Source organism: Agromyces cerinus subsp. cerinus (genome assembly GCF_900142065.1).
In the GTDB taxonomy this organism is placed as follows: domain Bacteria; phylum Actinomycetota; class Actinomycetes; order Actinomycetales; family Microbacteriaceae; genus Agromyces; species Agromyces cerinus.
Window position 1 is genome coordinate 272,661 of the sequence record NZ_FSRJ01000002.1, and the last position, 18,272, is coordinate 290,932.

General features: G+C 72.3%; 12 protein-coding genes. 7 read left to right on the forward strand and 5 right to left on the reverse strand.

Annotated elements, in window-relative coordinates; genetic code table 11:
* Positions 1 to 40 precede the first annotated feature (40 nt).
* Positions 41 to 2,833 carry an esterase-like activity of phytase family protein gene (locus tag BUR99_RS07355; protein ID WP_074259736.1) on the forward strand — a complete coding sequence of 931 codons (2,793 nt, stop codon included), beginning with the start codon at positions 41 to 43 and terminating at the stop codon, positions 2,831 to 2,833.
* Positions 2,834 to 3,007: 174 nt separating this feature from the next.
* On the opposite strand, the gene BUR99_RS07360 is transcribed toward BUR99_RS07355, so the two are convergent.
* Entirely contained in the window at positions 3,008 to 4,366 is a 1,359-nt protein-coding gene (locus tag BUR99_RS07360) for a hypothetical protein (protein ID WP_074259737.1), read from the reverse strand.
* A gap of 92 nt (positions 4,367 to 4,458) precedes the next feature.
* On the reverse strand, positions 4,459 to 5,556 hold the full coding sequence (locus BUR99_RS07365) for a hypothetical protein (protein ID WP_074259738.1): 1,098 nt from the start codon (positions 5,554 to 5,556) through the stop codon (positions 4,459 to 4,461).
* Positions 5,557 to 5,727: 171 nt separating this feature from the next.
* Here BUR99_RS07365 and BUR99_RS07370 point away from each other — a divergent pair, with 171 nt between their 5' ends.
* The gene (locus tag BUR99_RS07370; RefSeq protein ID WP_074259739.1) at positions 5,728 to 9,291 is read left to right on the forward strand and encodes an efflux RND transporter permease subunit; all 3,564 of its coding nucleotides are present in this window, start codon (positions 5,728 to 5,730) and stop codon (positions 9,289 to 9,291) included.
* A 42-nt stretch (positions 9,292 to 9,333) separates the two neighbouring features.
* On the opposite strand, the gene BUR99_RS07375 is transcribed toward BUR99_RS07370, so the two are convergent.
* A complete protein-coding gene (locus BUR99_RS07375) occupies positions 9,334 to 10,665 on the reverse strand; it encodes an RNA polymerase sigma factor (protein WP_074259740.1) in 1,332 nt (443 codons plus the stop codon).
* Positions 10,666 to 10,674: 9 nt separating this feature from the next.
* Entirely contained in the window at positions 10,675 to 11,106 is a 432-nt protein-coding gene (locus BUR99_RS07380) for a YciI family protein (protein WP_074259741.1), read from the reverse strand.
* 181 nt (positions 11,107 to 11,287) lie between these two features.
* Between BUR99_RS07380 and BUR99_RS07385 the strand changes: the two genes are divergently transcribed.
* From BUR99_RS07385 to BUR99_RS19910, 5 genes are all read left to right on the forward strand, one after another.
* Positions 11,288 to 11,626: a heavy-metal-associated domain-containing protein gene (locus tag BUR99_RS07385; protein WP_074259742.1), complete on the forward strand. Its 339-nt coding sequence runs from the start codon at positions 11,288 to 11,290 to the stop codon at positions 11,624 to 11,626.
* Complete coding sequence (locus tag BUR99_RS07390) at positions 11,623 to 12,270, forward strand: DUF305 domain-containing protein (RefSeq protein WP_084183785.1); 648 nt, start codon at positions 11,623 to 11,625, stop codon at positions 12,268 to 12,270. Before BUR99_RS07385 ends, BUR99_RS07390 begins: the two co-directional genes overlap by 4 nt.
* 156 nt (positions 12,271 to 12,426) lie before the next feature.
* The gene (locus BUR99_RS07395; RefSeq protein WP_200802702.1) at positions 12,427 to 14,310 is read left to right on the forward strand and encodes a glycoside hydrolase family 15 protein; all 1,884 of its coding nucleotides are present in this window, start codon (positions 12,427 to 12,429) and stop codon (positions 14,308 to 14,310) included.
* A 192-nt stretch (positions 14,311 to 14,502) separates the two neighbouring features.
* Complete coding sequence (locus BUR99_RS07400; protein WP_143231528.1) at positions 14,503 to 15,249, forward strand: hypothetical protein; 747 nt, start codon at positions 14,503 to 14,505, stop codon at positions 15,247 to 15,249.
* Positions 15,168 to 15,845 (forward strand): DUF6226 family protein, encoded by a 678-nt coding sequence (locus tag BUR99_RS19910; RefSeq protein ID WP_143231529.1) that lies wholly within the window; start codon positions 15,168 to 15,170, stop codon positions 15,843 to 15,845. The genes BUR99_RS07400 and BUR99_RS19910 overlap by 82 nt, the downstream gene beginning before the upstream one ends.
* A 57-nt stretch (positions 15,846 to 15,902) precedes the next feature.
* Here the strand turns inward: BUR99_RS19910 and BUR99_RS07415 are convergent, their stop codons facing one another.
* The gene (locus BUR99_RS07415; RefSeq protein WP_084183787.1) at positions 15,903 to 18,218 is read right to left on the reverse strand and encodes a heavy metal translocating P-type ATPase; all 2,316 of its coding nucleotides are present in this window, start codon (positions 18,216 to 18,218) and stop codon (positions 15,903 to 15,905) included.
* Positions 18,219 to 18,272: the final 54 nt, after the last annotated feature.

Here is an 18,272-nt window from a genome sequence, read left to right on the forward strand (position 1 = left end):
ACGGCGTTCCCCTGCCTCGACCCGCTGGAGTGTGCCCGACATGTCCGTACGCCCCCTGTCCGTCGCCGCGCTCGCCGTGGCATCCGTCATCGCGGGCGGCGCGCTCGCCGGGTCCGCAGTCGCGGTGCCCGCCGTGGCCGTGCCCGGCGCCTCCGCCTTCCATCGCACGGCGACGTACCCCGTGTTCCAGAACCTGCCCGAGGGCGTCGACCCCGCGGCGGAGACCGTCGCCGAGATCTCGGCGATCACTCCCGACGGCTCGACCGTGGTCTACACCGACGCGCTCGGCAAGCGCATCGGGTTCCTCGACGTGACGGATCCGTCGAACCCGGTCGGCGACGGCACCATCGAACTCGCATCGCTCGGCCACGCCGACGACCAGCCGACCTCGGTCGCGGCCTACGGCGAGTACCTCCTCGTCGTCATCGACGAGACGGGCGGCGCGTTCACCGAGCCCGCCGGCCGGCTCGACGTGATCCGGGCCGACGACCGCAGCGTGGTCCGCAGCATCGACCTCGACGGGCAGCCCGACTCGATCGCCATCTCGAAGGACGGCGCCTACGCGGCGATCGCGATCGAGAACCAGCGCGACGAGGATGCCACGCCGCCCGGCGGCAAGAAGGGCGACCTGCCGCAGCTGCCCGGGGGCTTCGTGCAAGTGCTCGGGCTCGGCGCCGACCCCGCCGCCTGGTCGATCGACGCGGTGCCGTTCCTCGAGGAGGACGGCTCGCCGATCGCGGTGATCGCCGCGGCAGGTCTCGACACCCCGACCGACCCCGAACCCGAGTACGTCACGATCAACGCGAAGAACCAGCTCGCGGTGACGCTGCAGGAGAACAACGGCATCGTGATCGTCGACCTGCCGACGCGCGAGGTCGTGCGGGCCTTCTCGGCCGGATCGGTCTCCGTCACCGGCATCGACACGAAGAAGGACAAGCGCATCGACCTGACCGGATCGATCGGGCAGACCCCGCGCGAACCCGACTCGATCGCGTGGATCGGCGACGACCGGCTGGCGACCGCGAACGAGGGCGACTGGAAGGGCGGCACCCGCGGCTGGACCGTCTTCGATGCGGGAACCGGCGACGTCGTGTGGGACGCCGGCAACTCGTTCGAGCACCTCGCCGTGCAGCACGGCCTGTACAACGACGACCGCGCCGCCAAGAAGGGCAGCGAGCCCGAGGGCCTCGCCGTCGCCGAGTTCGACGGCGTGCCGTACGTGTTCGTCGCGAGCGAGCGATCGAACTTCGTCGCCGTCTACGACGTGAGCGACGCGGCATCCCCGGAGTTCCGTCAGCTGCTGTTCGCGACCAACGGGCCCGAGGGCATCCTGCCGGTGCCGGGCAGCGACCTGCTCGTCGTCTCGAGCGAGACCGACGACGCGTCGACCGGCGTGCGCGCCGCGGTGAACCTGTACGCCTTCGGCGCCGAGACGTCGTCGCAGCCCGCGCAGCCGAGCATCGTCTCCGACGTCGTCGGCGGCGCGCCGATCGGCTGGGCGGCGCTCGGTGCGCTGAGCGGTCACCCGAGCGATGCCGGCGTCGTCTACGCCGCGAGCGATGTCGCCGTCTCGCCCAGCACCGTCTACACCGTCGATGTCACGCAGACTCCGGCGCGCATCACCTCCGCCCTGCCCGTGACCGATGGCGGAGTGCCCGTGGCGCTCGACATCGAGGGACTGCAGGCACGCGCCGACGGCGGGTTCTGGCTCGCGATCGAGGGAGCCACCGGCGCCGAGAACCGCGTGCTGCGAACGGATGCCTCCGGAGCCGTCGTCGAGACCGTCGCGCTGCCGGCCGACGTCACGGCGCACCTCGCGAAGTGGGGTCTCGAGGGCGTGACCTCCACCGGCAGCGGTGCCGACGAGCAGCTCTGGGTGGCGCTGCAGCGCCCGCTGTGGAGCGACCCCGCGGTCACGGGCGCCGATGCCGCGACCGTCGACGGTGCGAACCTCGCCCGGCTCGGCCGCTACGACGTGGCATCCGGTGCCTGGTCGTGGTTCGGCTACCCGCTCGAGACCACCGCGGTCGCCGGCGACTGGATGGGGCTCTCCGAGATCACCGCGATCGACGACGACACCCTCGCCGTGATCGAGCGCGACAAGCTCAACGGCCCCGCCGCCGCGGTCAAGCGCGTGAGCCGCGTCGAGATCCCGGCGACCGTGCCGGCGCCGGGCACGCTGCCGGTGCTCGAGAAGACCACGGCGATCGACGTGCTCCCGGCGCTCCGCGCGAGCGGCGGCTGGACGCAGGAGAAGCTCGAGGGCTTCGCGGTCGCCGCCGATGGCGCGCTCTACGGCGTCACCGACAACGACGGGTTGAAGGATGCCACGGGCGAGACCGTGTTCCTGCGCCTCGGCGCCGCCGACGAGGTCTTCCCCGGCGGCGACGGAGGACCGGGAGAGCCCGGCGGACCCGATGCGCCGAGCCTCGTGCTCGGCGCCGGATCGGTCGTCGCGGGCGGCTCCCTCGAGGTACGCGGTGCGGACTTCGCGGCCGGCTCCGCGGTGCGGCTCGAACTGCACTCCGACCCCGTCGTGCTCGGCGAGGCGACGGCCTCGGCCGACGGTGCGCTCGCCTTCACGGCGCGCATCCCCGCCGCGACGGCGCCCGGTGCGCACACGATCGTCGCCGTGCTGGCCGACGGCACCACGGTGACGGCGGCGATCACCGTGACCGCTGCGCCCGGTGGCGTCGACGGCGCCGAAGGTTCCGAGAGCGGTGCCGATCTCGCGAGCACCGGCATCGACCCGACCGCCGCGATCGTGGTGGCCGTGCTCGTGCTGCTCGCGGGTGCGGCATCCGTGCTGATCGCTCGGCGCCGCGCGGCGTAGCGGAGTGCGGGGCGGCTCGACGAGTGCGCTCGTCGGGCCGCCCCGACCGGTCGCGGCACGGGCACACCGCGGCCTGCCGTGCCGCACGGGTCTGCGGCACGGAGTCTGTGGGGCAGTGATCTGCCAGGGGTGCGAGCCCGGCGCCGGTAGGGCGGCGCCGGGCCCATCCCGTTGCTAGCGCTTCAGCGCGAACCGGCGGAACCCGACGAGCACGAGGCCCGCGAGCATCGCGAGTGCCGCGAGCCCGAGGCCCGACACGTCGGCGCCCGTGGATGCGAGCGTCGACGCGTCCGCGCCGTCGCCCGATCCGCCCGAACCGCTTCCCGAGGCGACCGTCGAGCCGCCGCCGTCACCCGGAGTGGTGGGCGTCGTCGGGTCGGTCGGATCCGTCGGGTCGGTCGGATCCGTCGGGTCGGTGGGATCCGTCGGGTCGACCGGGTCCACCGGGTCCACCGGGTCGACGGGGTCGACGATGGTCGTCGACCCGTCGGTCTCGCTGTCGCCGATCACCGAGACGGCATTGCCGCCGATCGTCACGGGCAGGGACAGGTTCGGCAGCAGCTGTGTTCCCCCGAGCAGCCCGCCGTTCCCATCCGTCGTCGCCGAACCGCCCCCGGTTCCTGGCGTCACGACCGTCTCGGCGCCGGTCGACGTGCTGTCGCCGACGCCCGAGATCGCATTGCCTCCGACCGTCACCGGCAGCCCGAGGCTCGGCAGCACCTGCGTGCCGCCGAGGATCGAGCCGTCGCCGCTGGTCTCGGCTGATCCGCCGTTCGAGCCGGAGCCCGAACCGACGCTCGTGGCCGCGCCCTCGCTCGTCGAGTCGCCGATGAGCGAGACGGCGTTGCCGCCGACGGTGATCGGCACCGCTGCGCCGATGATCGCCTGCGTGCCGCCCAGGACCCCGTCGTCGCCGCTGGTTGCGGCGTCCGTGCCCGAGCCGGACTCCGAGCCGGTTCCCGACTCGACCGCCGTCCCGGCATCGGCGCTGCTGCTGTCGCCGATGAGCGAGATGGCGTTGCCGCCGAGGGTGATGGGGATCGACACGTCGACGAGTGCCTGCGTGCCGCCGAGCAGGGAGTCGACCCCGCTCGTCTCGGCCGCAACCGGCGCCGTTGCGCCCTCGTCCGCAGCGGGCGAGGGTGCCGGAGCGACCTCGGTCGCCGGGTCCTCCGTCGACGAGTCGCCGATGACGGAGATGGCGTTTCCGCCGATCGTCACCGGCACCGACACGTCGATGAGCGCCTGGCTTCCGGAGCCGATCCCGTCGTCACCCGAGGTGACGGCGGCCGGTTCGGCCGCGTCGCCGCCGGTGACCTCGGTCGCCGCGTCCTGCGACGACGAGTCCCCGATGAGCGAGATCGCGTTGCCGCCGAGCGTGATCGGCAGGTCGATCGAGATGCCCGCCTGGGTTCCCGACAGGATGCCGTCGTCGCCCGTCGTCTCCGACGCATGGGCGACTCCGGCGCCGAGGAGCGAGAGGCCCCCCGCGAACAGGGTCGCGTACAGCGCCCTCAAGAGCAGTTTCTTCATGATCCAGTCCTCCTGAACTGATGGGTGAGCTCGCTCCCAGGGCAGGGAGCGATGACCGTCTTCCGCCTCACGTGCAGGCGGAACGGCCCCCGTCAGTCAGGGGTGGAGTCGGTGTCGTAGACCGGCGACGACGGCAGCGCGTCGTCGACCGAGTGGAGTGCCAGCGACGCGAGCGCGTCGAGTTCGAGGGCGGCGTACGCCGCGTCTGAAGTTCCGGATGCCGCGCCGCCGCCGCTGCCCGCGGCGCCCGTGCCCGAACCGCCGAGGCCGAGCGCCGGTGCCCCGAGGGCGGGCGAGCCGTCGCCACCCGGCGAGCCGCCGTCCGACGGCGCAATGGCGCCGATCGCGGAGTCGATGGCCGGTGCGAGGTTCGTGGTGCCCGTGCTTCCGGAGGTGCTCGAGAGCACGGCGTTCTGCCCGCCTGCTGCGGTGCCGGGCGGTGCGCCGGTGCGGCCGGGCGGCGCCGGTTCGCCGGGAACCTGGCCCCCGGGACCGACGGGCTCGCCGGGGTCGGTGCCGTCGGTTCCGCCCGGAAGCAGCGGGATCGACGGAAGCTGGGGGAGCACGCCGCTGCCGTCGGTGGGCAGGGCCGGCGCGGTACCGACGACGGTGCCGAGCGTGTCGTCGACGAGGCCGGCCACGGGGCCGAGCACCCCGCCGACCGTTCCGTTCGGGAGCAGTGCTCCGACGATCGGCAGTTCATCGACGATGCCGTCGACGAGTCCCGCGACCGGGGTCGTGATGCCGCTGACGGTGTCGCCTCCGGCGATGCCCGAAACGGTGCCGGTGACGCCGTTGACGATGGTGCCGACGGCCGTGTTGCCGCCGCCGATCACGGTGTTCGCGGTCTCGGTGACGGTGTCGACTGCATCGGGCACGACCGCTTCGACGGGTTCGGCCACGGGTTCGGGCAGCACCTCGACGACGGGTTCGACGATCTGGTCGACCGGGGCGACGACCGTCTCGACGACGTCGTCCACGACGCCGCCGACGGCTCCCGTGACCTCGGTCACGCCGCCGAGCAGCGAGCCGACCGTGCCGAGCAGGCCGCTGCCGGAGTCGCGTTCGTCGGCCGAGGCGCCCGGGGCGCTGGAGAAGAGCGAGATGACGAGCCAGACGGCGGTCAGCGACGCCGCGAGCAGGACGTAGCGGAGCCACGGCACCTGCCGTGCAGCATCCGCGGAGCTCATCGCCACCCCTCTTCGTTCCCCTGCTGGCCACCCTACGGGGGGTCCTTCTCGCGAAGATACCCCCCGGATGGGGGACAGTTGGGACCGGGTCGCCAAATGCCGAACGCAGATGTCGCGTGAATTTCACCGGCATGTGATATCCGAGGCGACCGCGCCTGCGAGAATCGAGCAATGCACCTGCTCGCCGCGCTCAGCATGAAGAACCGTGCCCTCATCGCGCTCATCACCGTCGTCGTCGCGATCTTCGGCGGCATCTCGTTGACGAGCCTGAAGCAGGAGCTGGCGCCGTCGATCGAGTTCCCGCAGCTGTCGATCGTGACGAGCTACCCGGGTGCGTCGCCCGACATCGTCAACACCGACGTCTCGACCCCGATCGAGACCGCGATCCAGGGCATCACGGGTCTCGAGTCGACCTCGACGACGAGCTCGACGGGCCTGTCGCGCGTCACCGCGAGCTTCACCTACGGCACCGACCTCGCCTTCGCCGAGCAGAAGATGCTCTCGGCCGTGAATCGCATCGCCGGCCAGCTGCCCGACGACGTCGACCCGCAGGTCATCGCCCTCAGCCTCGACGACTTCCCCGTGCTGCAGATCGCGGTGACCGGCGCCGACGACATCAGCGCCCTCTCCGACGAGCTCGAGCGCACGACCCTGCCCGAGATCACCGATGTCGACGGCGTGCGCGAGGCGAGCCTCGTCGGCGAGATCGGCCAGCGCGTCACCATCACGCCCGACCCCGCGAAGCTCGCGGCGTACGGCATCACCCAGCAGGCCATCCGCGACGCGCTGCAGCAGAACGGCCTGCTGGTGCCCGCAGGCACGATCACCGAGGGCGACTCGACGTTCGCCGTGCAGACGGGCACCCGCATCGGCAGCGTCGACGAGATCGCCGAGCTCCCCGTGCTCGGTGCCACCGAACAGGTGCCGGATGCCTCGGAGGAGACGCCGACCGACGCCGCCACGCCGCCCGACGGCGCGACCCTGCCCGACGGAACCGAACTGCCCGAGGGTGCCGGCGCCACGACGAGCGCGCCTGCGGCGATCACGATCGCCGACGTGGCATCCGTCGAACTGACCGACAACCCCGTCTCGAGCATCTCGCGCGTGAACGGCGAGCCCGCCCTCACCATCTCGGTCACGAAGCTCCCGGCCGCGAACACCGTCGAGGTGTCGAACGCCGTGACGGCGCTGCTGCCCGACCTCGAGTCCTCGCTCGACACGACGAACCCGGGCGCGACCTTCACGGTCGTCTTCGACCAGGCGCCCTACATCGAGCAGTCGATCGAGTCGCTCGCGACCGAGGGCCTGCTCGGGCTCCTGTTCGCGGTCATCGTGATCCTCGTCTTCCTGATGTCGGTGCGTGCGACACTCGTCACCGCGATCTCGATCCCGACGTCGGTGCTCATCACCTTCATCGGGCTGCAGGCCGCCGACTACACGCTGAACATCCTGACGCTCGGTGCGCTCACCATCGCCATCGGCCGCGTCGTCGACGACTCCATCGTCGTCATCGAGAACATCAAGCGGCACCTCATCGAGGGCGTCGACAAGGCCGCGACGATCGTGCACGCCGTGCGCGAGGTCGCCGGCGCGATCACCGCCTCGACCATCACCACGGTCGCGGTGTTCCTGCCGCTCGCGCTCGTCGAGGGAGTGACGGGCGAGCTGTTCCGTCCGTTCGCCTTGACGGTCACGATCGCCCTGGTCGCCTCGCTCCTCGTCTCGCTCACGATCGTGCCGGTGCTCGCGTACTGGTTCCTGAAGCCCGCGAAGCTCGCCAAGCACGAGGACGACGCCGAGATCGCGGCCGCCGCGTTCGTCGACGACGTCTGGCTCGCCCCCGAGCTCCGAGACGAGACGGGGTCGACGGGTCTCCCGGCGAAGTCGGGCGCGGGCGCCGCCGCCCGGACCGCGACGGCCGTGCAGCCGAAGCCCGTCGCGCCGGCCGACGAGCTCGAGCACCCCTCGCGCCTCCAGCGCGGCTACCTGCCGATCATCGAGTGGACCCTGAAGCACGGTGTCGTGACGCTCGTCGTCGCCGGCCTCGTGCTCGGCGGCACCATCGCCATGATCCCCCTCATGAAGACGAACTTCCTCGGCTCCTCGGGGCAGAACACCTTCCGCGTGACGCAGGAGCTGCCGATCGGCACGAGCCTCGACGCCATGGACGCGGCGTCCCAGCCCGTCGAGCAGGCGATCCGCGACACCGAGGGCGTCGAGACCGTGCAGACCTCGATCGGTTCGGGCAGCGGCCTCACCGCGGCGTTCGGCGGCGGCGGCGCGACGATCACGTACTCGGTCACGACCGACGAGGACGCCGATCAGGACGCCCTGCAGGCGAGCGTGCGCGACGACCTCGATTCGCTCGACGACGTCGGCGAGGTCACCCTCGCCGCCTCGAGCGGCTTCGGCGCCTCGAGCGACATCGAGGTCGACATCACCGCCTCGAACGCCGAGGACCTGCAGGCGGCGACCGACGCCGTCGTCGACGAACTCGACGGCATCGACTCGCTCGCGCAGGTCACCTCCAACCTGGCCGAGTCCCAGCCGTACGTCGCCGTCGAGGTGAACCGAGCGGATGCCGCAGCCGCCGGCTACTCGGAGGTCGCCCTCGGCGGGTTCGTCTCCGCCGCGATGCAGCCGCAACGCGCGGGCACTGTCGTGATCGACGAGAAGACCCTCACGATCTACCTCACGACCGACGACGCCCCGGCGACGGTCGAGGAGCTCTCGGCCCTCGAGGTGCCGACGCCCGCCGGCCTCGTGCGGCTCGACACGCTCGCGACCGTCGAGAACGTCGACGGACCGGCATCCGTCACGACCGTGCAGGGCCTCCGCAGCGCGACCGTCTCGGCGACTCCTGCGGGAGACGACCTCGGCACGGCGAGCGGGGCCGTGGCCGCCGCGGTCGACTCGGTCGAGCTGCCCGCCGGCACGACCGCGTCGATCGGCGGCGTCAGCGCCGACCAGCAGGAGTCGTTCTCGCAGCTCGGCCTGGCGCTCCTCGCGGCGATCCTGATCGTCTACATCGTGATGGTCGCGACGTTCCGCTCGCTGCTGCAGCCGCTGCTGCTGCTCGTGTCGGTGCCGTTCGCGGCGACCGGTGCGATCGCGCTGCAGGTCATCTCGGGCGTGCCGCTCGGCGTCGCGTCGCTCGTCGGCGTGCTGATGCTCGTGGGCATCGTGGTGACGAACGCGATCGTGCTCGTCGACCTCGTGAACCAGTATCGAGATCGCGGCATGAACGTGCGCGACGCCCTCGTGCACGGCGCTTCCCGTCGTCTTCGCCCCATCCTCATGACGGCGCTCGCGACGATCTTCGCGCTGCTGCCGATGGCGCTCGGCATCACCGGGCACGGCGGCTTCATCTCGCAGCCGCTCGCGCTCGTCGTGATCGGCGGCCTCGTGTCGTCGACCGCGCTCACACTCGTCGTGCTGCCGGTGCTCTACAACATCGTCGAGGGCGGGCGTGAGCGGCGCCGGGCGAAGCGGGCGGCGAAGGCTGCGGGCGAGACGGATGCCCCGGTGCCGGCGCTCGCCGTCGCCGGTGCCGCTGCGGCACCTGCCGCGCCCGCTGGACCTGTCGCGCCCGCCGCACCCGCTGGGCCGGCCGAGACTGCTGCGCCTGCCGCGCCCGCTGGGCCGGCCGAGACTGCTGCGCCTGCCGAGCCTGTCGAGCCCGAGGCATCCGATGCCGACGACGACGGCGACGGGGACGCGCCCGGCGGCGTCTGACGCCGGCGGCCGAGCGATGAGGTCGCGGGCCGGTCTCGAGGCCTAGCCCGCGGGCGGCGCCGGCGGCGCGAGCGCGGCGATCTTCGCGAGCAGCGAGGCCCGCTCCTGCTCGTTGCCGGTGAGCCGCGCGGCGGTCTCGAGCTCGCGCCGCGCCTCGTCGGTGCGGCCGAGCCGGCGCAGCAGTTCGCCGCGCACAGCGGGCAGCGGGGCGTAGCCCGCGAGCCTGCCGTTCGCGACGAGTTCGTCGACGATGCGCAGCGCGCTCGCCGGCCCGGTCGACATCGCGACCGCGACCGCACGGTTCAGGTCGACCACGGGTGACGGCGCGAGCCGCCCGAGCGCCTCGTAGAGCAGCACGATGCGCGCCCAGTCGGTGTCGTCGACGGATGGCGCGACCGCGTGGCACTCGGCGATCGCCGCCTGCAGCCCGTACGCCCCGCGTCCGCGGCCGATGGCGTCGGCGCGTGCGAGCGCCGCCCGGCCGCGCCCGATCTGCGCGCGGTCCCAGCGGGATCGGTCCTGCTCGTCGAGGGGGACCGGCGTGCCGTCGCGGGCGGTGCGTGCCGCGAAGCGGGAGGCGGTGAACTCCATGAGGGCGACGAGCGACTGGGCCTCGGGCTCGCGGGGCATGAGGCCCGCGACCATGCGGGTGAGCCTGAGGGCCTCGGCCGAGACATCCGGTCGCACCCATTGGTCGCCCGCTGCGGGCAGGTATCCCTCGTTGAAGATCAGGTAGAGCACCGAGAGCACCGAGCCGAGGCGCTCGGCGTACTCGTTGGGCTCGGGCACCTCGAACGGTACCTTGGCCGCCGCGAGGGTCTTCTTGGCCCGCACGATGCGCTGCTGCACGGTCGCCGTCGGCACGAGGAACGCGCGCGCGATCTCCTCCGAGCCGAGGCCGCCGACGATGCGCAGCGTGAGCGCGATCTGCGCCTCGCGCGAGAGCACCGGGTGGCACGAGACGAAGATGAGCCGCAGCACGTCGTCGTCGATGGTGTCGGGGTCCCAGAACGTGTCGGATGCCTCGGCGCCCTGCTGCTCGAGGTCGCGGGCCAGCGCGGCGTAGCGTTCGTCGAGCCGCTCGCGGCGGCGCCATCCGTCGATCGCCCGGCGCTTCGCGACCGCGGTGAGCCACGCGCCGGGGTTGTTCGGCACGCCCTCGGCCGGCCACTGCCGCAGGGCCTCGACGAGCGCCTCCTGCGCGAGGTCCTCCGCCTGGCCGACGTCGCCGACGAACCGCGTGAGCGTCGCCACGATGCGGGGCGACTCGATGCGCCAGACGGCGGCGACGGCGCGCCGGGCGCGGTCGGCCGCGGCGTCGGCTGCAGCGTCAGCCGACCGCTCGCCCGTGCCCGGGGCATCCGTCTCGGTCATGGTGTCGACCTAGTTCGCGGTGCCGAGGCGACCCTCGGCCTCTGCACGCCAGCCGGCCTCCTTCTGGATCCACTCGTTGTCCTGAGGGAAGTCCTCGAGTTCGGTGACGCGGCGCACCTCGAGCTTCGAGCCCGGACCCAGGGGGCAGCGCTTGGCCCACTCGGCCGCCTCTTCGGGGCTCGAGGCCTGGATGATCCAGAAGCCGTTGAAGAGCTCCTTGGTCTCGCCGTAGGGGCCGTCGGTGACGACCGGGGGAGTCGAGTCGAAGTCGACGACGAAGCCGTCCTTCGCATCGGTCAGCCCCTCGCCGCCGAGCAGCACGCCCGCCTTGATGAGCGACTCGTTGTAGGCGCCCATGGCGGCGATGACCTCGGTGAAGTCGAGGTTCTCGTAGTCCTCGACCGCCGCGTCGTTCGAGCGCATGATCAGCATGTACTTCATGGTCGTTCTCTCCTTCGTGGGAGGGGGCCGAAGTGCCCGCCTCACTCTGGCGTCGAACGGGCGACGGCCGGATCGACATCGCTCCGAGAATTTCTTCCACTCATGCTGTCACGTGGTCGGGACTTGCGTCCTTAATACCCTAGGGGGGTATAGTGGTGGCGACCGACGAAAGGATCGAACCATGACGCTCGCACCAGAAGGCAGGACCGAGATCGAACTCGACGGCGGCGGGTGCTCCTGCTGCGCGATCGACACGACGACGGATGCCTCGGCTCCCGCCGGTACCGCAGTCGACGCCTCGCTCGTCGAGGCGAGCTTCGGCGTCGCGGGCATGACCTGCGGCAGCTGCGTCGCCCACGTGACCCAGGAGCTCACGGCGATCGACGGCGTCGACGCCGTCGAGGTCGAGCTCGTCAACGGCGGCGTCTCCGGCGTGACGGTGCGCAGCAGCGCTCCCATCTCCGACGCTGCGATCGCCGCAGCCGTCGAGGAGGCCGGATACCGGGTGGCGGAGCGATGAGCGCCGGGGCTCGTGCCGGCGCTCGTGCGACCGTGCGACGCCGCGGCATCGCACGCACCCTGCCCGGCATCGCCCTCGGAGTCGCCGGGCTGTTCGCGCTCGCGGGCTGCGCCGCGAACGCCGGCGGCGCCACGGGCGGCGGCCACGACGGCCACTCGACGACTGAGACCGAGACCGAGGCGCCCGCGGGCGCCGGCACCGCGGCCGACGTCATGTTCGCGCAGATGATGATCCCGCACCACGAGCAGGCGCTCGAGATGAGCGGCATCGTGCTCGCGAAGGCGGGGCTCGACCCCGAGGTCGCCGCGCTCGCCGAGGAGATCGAGGCGGCGCAGGGCCCCGAGATCGCCCAGCTCGAGGCGTGGCTCGACGAGTGGGATGCCCCGCGCGAGATGCCCGGCGGCGGCCACGGGATGAGCGGCATGCTGACGGGCGACGAGCTCGCCGCGCTCGAAGCCGCCGATGCGGCCACCGCATCGCAGCTCTTCCTCGAGCAGATGATCGAGCACCACGAGGGTGCGGTCGAGATGGCCGAGGAGCAGCTCGCGAGCGGCTCGCACGAGGGCGCGATCGAGATGGCCGAGGCCATCGTCGCGACCCAGACGGCGGAGATCGAACGGATGCAGGCGCTGCTCGAAGGGTGACCCGAAGGGCTACGGTCGAGGTGGGGGAACGACGCGGCGGCGACGGCGGCGCGGCCCCCACCCGTGACCCACCGTGCTCGGAGGCCCCATGGAACGCACAGACACCGATGTCGACGGCATGACCCGGCCCGCCCGGAAACCGTCACCGGAGGCATCGTGACCGGCGGGCGGGCTCCGCAGATGCGGGGCGCCGTCGCCCGGTCGCCCTTCCCGCCGATCGCCTCCTTCGCGTTCCTCTCCGACTGCCACACCGGTGCCCTGGTCGCGCCCGACGGCACGATCGGATGGCTCTGCCCGCCGCGGTTCGACGCCCCGAGCGTGTTCGCGACGATCCTCGACCGGCAGGCCGGCTACTTCCGGTTCGGCCCGTTCGACGTCAATGCGCCCTCGGCTCGCGCGTACGAGCCGGGCACCAACGTGCTCGTGACGACGTGGAAGACACCGACCGGCTGGGCGGAGGTGCGCGACGCGCTCACGATCGTCTCGCGATCGGAGCCCGACACGACCACTCCGCATACCCGGGCGCCCGCCGACGACGATGCCGCGCACTGCCTCGTGCGCACCGTGACGTGCCTCGACGGGCACGTCGAGATGGAGCTGCTCTGCGAGCCGGTCTTCGACTACGGGAGGGTCGGCGCCGAGTGGGACGCCGACGACGAGCACGAAGCGACCGCGAGCGGCGGGGGGATGTCGCTGCGCCTGCGCTCCGACCTCCTGCTCGGCGTGCAGGGCGGTCACGTTCGCGCGCGCCATACGCTGCACGCCGGCGATCGGGCCTTCTGCTCGCTCTCGTGGGCCGATGACCTCGCCGGCCCCGCGACGGTCGAGGAGGCCGCGGCCGAGCTCGACTCGACGACGACGTACTGGCGCGACTGGCTCGGCGACGCGACGATCCCCGACCACCCGTGGCGCGAGGCCCTCGAGCGCTCGGCGCTGACCATCAAGGGGCTCACCTACATGCCGACGGGGGCGACCGTCGCCGCCCTCACGACCTCGCTCCCCGAGACGCCGGGCGGGGAGCGCAACTGGGACTACCGCTACAACTGGATCCGCGACTCGTCGTTCACCGTGCAGGCGCTGCACTACCTCGACCTCGACTGGGAGGCCGACGAGTTCGTCGAGTTCCTCTCTGGGCTCGAGGCCAACGACGACGGCTCGCTGCAGATCATGTACGGCATCGACGGGCGACGCGACCTCACCGAGACGACGCTCGACCACCTCACGGGCTACCAGGGCGCCCGGCCCGTGCGCACCGGCAACGGCGCGTTCGCGCAGCGTCAGAACGACCTGTACGGCGCCGTGCTCGACGCGATCCTGATGCACGCCCACCGCAGCCAGCGGGTGCCGCGCGCGCTCTGGCCGCTCATCCGCTCGCAGGCCGAGTGCGCCACGGCCGCCTGGCGCGAGCCCGACCAGGGCATCTGGGAGGCGCGCGGGGCGCCGCAGCACTACGTGTCGTCGAAGATCATGTGCTGGGTGGCGCTCGACCGCGCCTCGAAGCTCGCCGCGGTCGTGGCCGACGCCGAGTCGGCGGTGCGCTGGCGCGGGGTCGCCGACGAGATCGCGGCGGACATCCTCGCCGAGGGAGTGAGCGAGCGGGGCGTGCTGCGCCAGCACTACGGCACCGATGCGCTCGACGCATCCGCTCTGCTCGCGGCGATCTACGGGTTCCTGCCGCCCGACGATGAGCGACTGCGCGCGACCGTGCTCGCGATCGCCGACGAGCTCTCCGAAGACGGGTTCGCGCTCCGCTACCGCACCGACGAGACCGACGACGGGTTGACGGGTCGCGAGGGCACGTTCCTCATCTGCTCGTTCTGGCTCGTGTCGGCGCTGACGATCATCGGCGAGGGCGCACGCGCCCACGCGCTCATGGAGAAGCTGCTGCACGTCGTCTCGCCGCTCGGCCTGCTCGCCGAGGAGCTCGACACCGAGACCGGGCAGCACCTCGGCAACTTCCCGCAGGCGTTCTCGCACCTCGCGCTCATCGAGGCTGCCCGGCGCATCATCATGATCGAGAAGCTGCTCGAGTACGTCTGAGCGCTCTGCGGGTTGAGCCTGTCGGGTTCTGCGGGTTGAGCCTGTCGGGTTCTGCGGGTTGAGCCTGTCGGGTTCTGCGGGTTGAGCCTGTCGAAACCGCCCCCGGGGCCGGGTTTCGACAAGCTCAACCCGCAGTGCGGGCTCTGGCGCCGCCGCGCATCGCCCTGTTAGGTTCGCGGCGGAGGTGCGCGCATGCGCAGAAGTCAGGGATCCGTGGCGGTTGCAGCGCTGGTCATGCTGGCGGCGATGACCGGTTGCACGAGTGCGAGCGCGGGGGCCGACGAGGCGACGGCGACCCCCGAGCCGACGGATGCCGCGGCGCAGGTCGTCACCATCCCGATGCCCGAGTTCGCACCCTGGCCGGCGGGCGACCCGTTCACGGAGGCCGACGTGGAGGCCGCGCGTCTCGCGGAGGCCGACCGCGGCTGGCAGACCGTGCTGGCGACCTATCCCGATGCGGTGCGGCCCGAGGTCGCGTTCGAGGCGTACGTGACCGACGAGAATCGCGTCGACGTGACGCGGGCCTGCTTCGAGGCCGCCGGACTGCCGATCGACGAGGGCCGCACCGGCCCCGACCCCGACGGCCCCGTCGTCTCGATCGGCACGTCGACGACGACGGTCGAGGAGGCGATCGCGTTGTACTCCTGCCGGGTCGCGCATCCGGAGAAGCGCACGTCAGCGCCGCCGAACGCCGAGCAGCTCGGCTGGATCTACGACTACCTCACCGAGTACTACGGCCCGTGCCTGGCCGAGAACGCCATCGACGTGGCACCGGCTCCACCGCGTGACGAGTTCGTGGCGAAGTGGCCGGAGCAGGGCTGGTTCCCGTCGAACGACCGGGCGATGTACGACCCCGAATGGGACGCCGCCCTCGAGGAGGCCTGTGTGGACCCCGACACCGCGATCATGACGGGGCTCGTGGATCGGGAGGATGGCTGATCGACGGAGACCCCGGCTCCGGCCGTGCCTTCGAGCCGCCGCGGCGCGGCGCGGCGTCGCGCGTCGACGAGCTGCCGGTCGAGCCCGGCCGGTGGGGCGCCGACGGCCCGCCGCAGGAGGCCTACAGTCGGGTCGGCGACACCGAGCGCTACCGCCCGCTGCATGCTTTCGCGCTGGCGCTCGCCGATGATCTCGAAGCGGAGTTCGATGTCGAGCGCGACGACGAGCCGGCCCTCGACGGGTGGCTCACGGAGGGCGTCCAGGTCGTCACGGGGATCAGGCTGCGGCCGCGCAGGAGCGACGCGGCGCCGATCACGATCGGCCTCACCTCGTTCCCCGGCGTCGTCGTCGGAGTCGGCGAGTTCACGAGGCTGACGCTGCCGGTCTGCGGATGCGACGCGTGCGACGAGCACGTGGCCGATCTGGTGAGGTCGGCGCGTGAGCACGTCGACGCCGTCGTGTCGGGCGGCTTCGCCGAGGCATCCGGCGGCTGGGAGTCGTTCCGCACCGAGCGCGGGTCGAGCGAGGGCGGCGGCTCCGGCCCGTTCGGCCCGCGCCGCGCGTGGGCGGCATGGCCGCACCGCCCTGCGGGTTGAGCCTGTCGAAACCCACCCCGAGGAGGGGTTTCGACAGGCTCAACCAGCAGACGCGCCTCAGCTCGCCCGCTCGAGCACTGCCCGGGTCGAGGCCTCGGGCCGGAGGTCGAGGCGGCGCAGCAGCTGCGCGTTCGCCGCGACGATGACGGTCGAGAGGCTCATCAGGATGGCACCGACCGACATCGGCAGCACGAACCCGATCGGGGCGAGGATGCCCGCCGCGAGCGGCACCGAGACGAGGTTGTACCCGGCCGCCCACCACAGGTTCTGCGACATCTTGCGGTAGCTCGCCCGCGACAGCTCGATGACCGAGATCACCGAACGCGGGTCGCTCGACGCGAGGATCACGCCGGCCGAGGCGATCGCGACATCCGTGCCCGCGCCGATCGCGATGCCGACGTTCGCCTGCGCGAGCGCCGGGGCGTCGTTGACGCCGTCGCCGACCATCGCGACCGAGAGCCCCTCGTGCTGCAGCTCCTGCACCTTCGCGGCCTTGTCTTCGGGGCGCACGCCCGCGTAGACGCGGTCGATGCCGAGCTGCGCGGCGACCGTGCGGGCCACCGGCTCGGCGTCGCCCGTGATCATCACGACCTGCACGCCGAGCGCGTGGAGCGCGTCGACCGCCTCCTTCGACTCGGGCCGGATCTCGTCGGCCAGCGCGATGGCGCCGGCCACCTCGCCGCCGACGAGCACGTGCAGCACCGTCGAGCCGGCTTCGGCCCAGGCGACGGATGCCGCGAGCGGCGCGAGGCCCTCGCGCTCGAGCATGCCGGGGCCGCCGACCTGCACGGCCCGGCCGTCGACCGCCGCGCGGACGCCGATCGCGGCCGAGGCCTCGAAGCCCTGCGCTGCGCGCGTCGTGAGACCGCGGTGGGCGGCATCGGCGACGATCGCCTTCGCGAGCGGGTGCTCCGAGTCGCCCTCGGCGGATGCCGCGAGCACGAGCACCTCGTCGAGGTCGTGACCGGGTGCGGCCGCGGCATCCGTCACGGCAGGCTCACCCTTCGTGAGGGTGCCGGTCTTGTCGAAGAGCACCGCGCCGACCGTGCGCATCGTCTCGAGCGCGAGGCGGTCGGTGACGAGCACGCCGCCCTTCGCCGCACGCTCGGTCGCGATCGAGACGACGAGCGGGATGGCGAGGCCGAGGGCGTGGGGGCAGGCGATCACGAGCACGGTGATCGTGCGGATCACGGCGTCGTCGGGGTCGCCGAGCAGCGTCCAGGCGATCGCGGTGATCACCGCGGCGCCGAGCGCGAACCAGAAGAGCCAGCCGGCGGCGCGGTCGGCGAGGCGCTGCGCACGCGAGGTCGAGGCCTGCGCCTGCGCGACGAGGCGCTGGATGCCCGCGAGGGCGGTGTCGTCGCCGACCGCGCCGACCCGCACGCGGATCGCGGTGTCGGTCGCGACCGTGCCGGCGACGACGTGCGCCCCGGGGCCGCGGGCGACCGTCGACGATTCACCCGTGATCATCGACTCGTCCATCGCGGCGGTGCCGTCGATGACCTCGCCGTCGGCGGGTACGCGGCCGCCGGGGCGCACGATGACGATGTCGCCGACCGAGAGCTCCGAGGGGGAGACGGTCTCGATTGCGAGGCTGCTGGTTGAGCCTGTCGAAACCCCGTTGGCCGAGCCCGTCGAGACCACCCGCTCGGCCTCGTCGGGCAGCAGGGCCGCGAGCGCGTCGAGGGCGCTCGACGCCTGCATGATCGAGCGCATCTCGATCCAGTGGCCGAGCAGCATGATCACGATGAGGAGCGCGAGCTCCCACCAGAAGTCGAGGTGGTGGCTGAGCAGGCCGAGGCTCGCGCCGAGCGACGCGAAGTACGCGACCGTGATGGCGAGGCCGATGAGCAGCATCATGCCGGGCTTGCGCGCCTTCAGCTCCGACCAGGCGCCGGTGAGGAACGGCTTGCCGCCCCAGAAGTACATGACCGTGCCGAGCACCGGGGAGATCCAGGGGATCACGGGGTTGTCGGGCAGCGAGTAGCCGAGGATCGAGGCGAACATCGGGCTGAATGCGATGGTCGGCACGGCGATCACGAGCATGATCCAGAACAGGCGGCGGAACTGGCCGACGTGGTCGCCGTGGCCGCCGTGCCCGCTCATGTCGTGGCCGGCGTGCGGGTCGTGCGCGCTCATGTCGTGCCCCGCGTGCGGATCCTGCGCCGTGTGCCTGCTCAGGTCGTGGCCCTGGTGACCGCTCATGTCGTGGCCGGCGTGCGGGTCGTGCGCGCTCATGTCGTGCCCCGCGTGCGGGTCGGGCGCAGTCGCCGCCGGCGCGTGCTGGTGCCCGGCGTCCTGCGCACTCGTGTCGTGCCCCGCGTGCCCGGCATGCTCGTCGTGTTCGTGTCGTCCGCCGTGAGTCGTGCTCATCGATCTTCCTCCGTCGTCAAGCTCGAGTCGAGCCTATACCCCGAGGGGGTATCT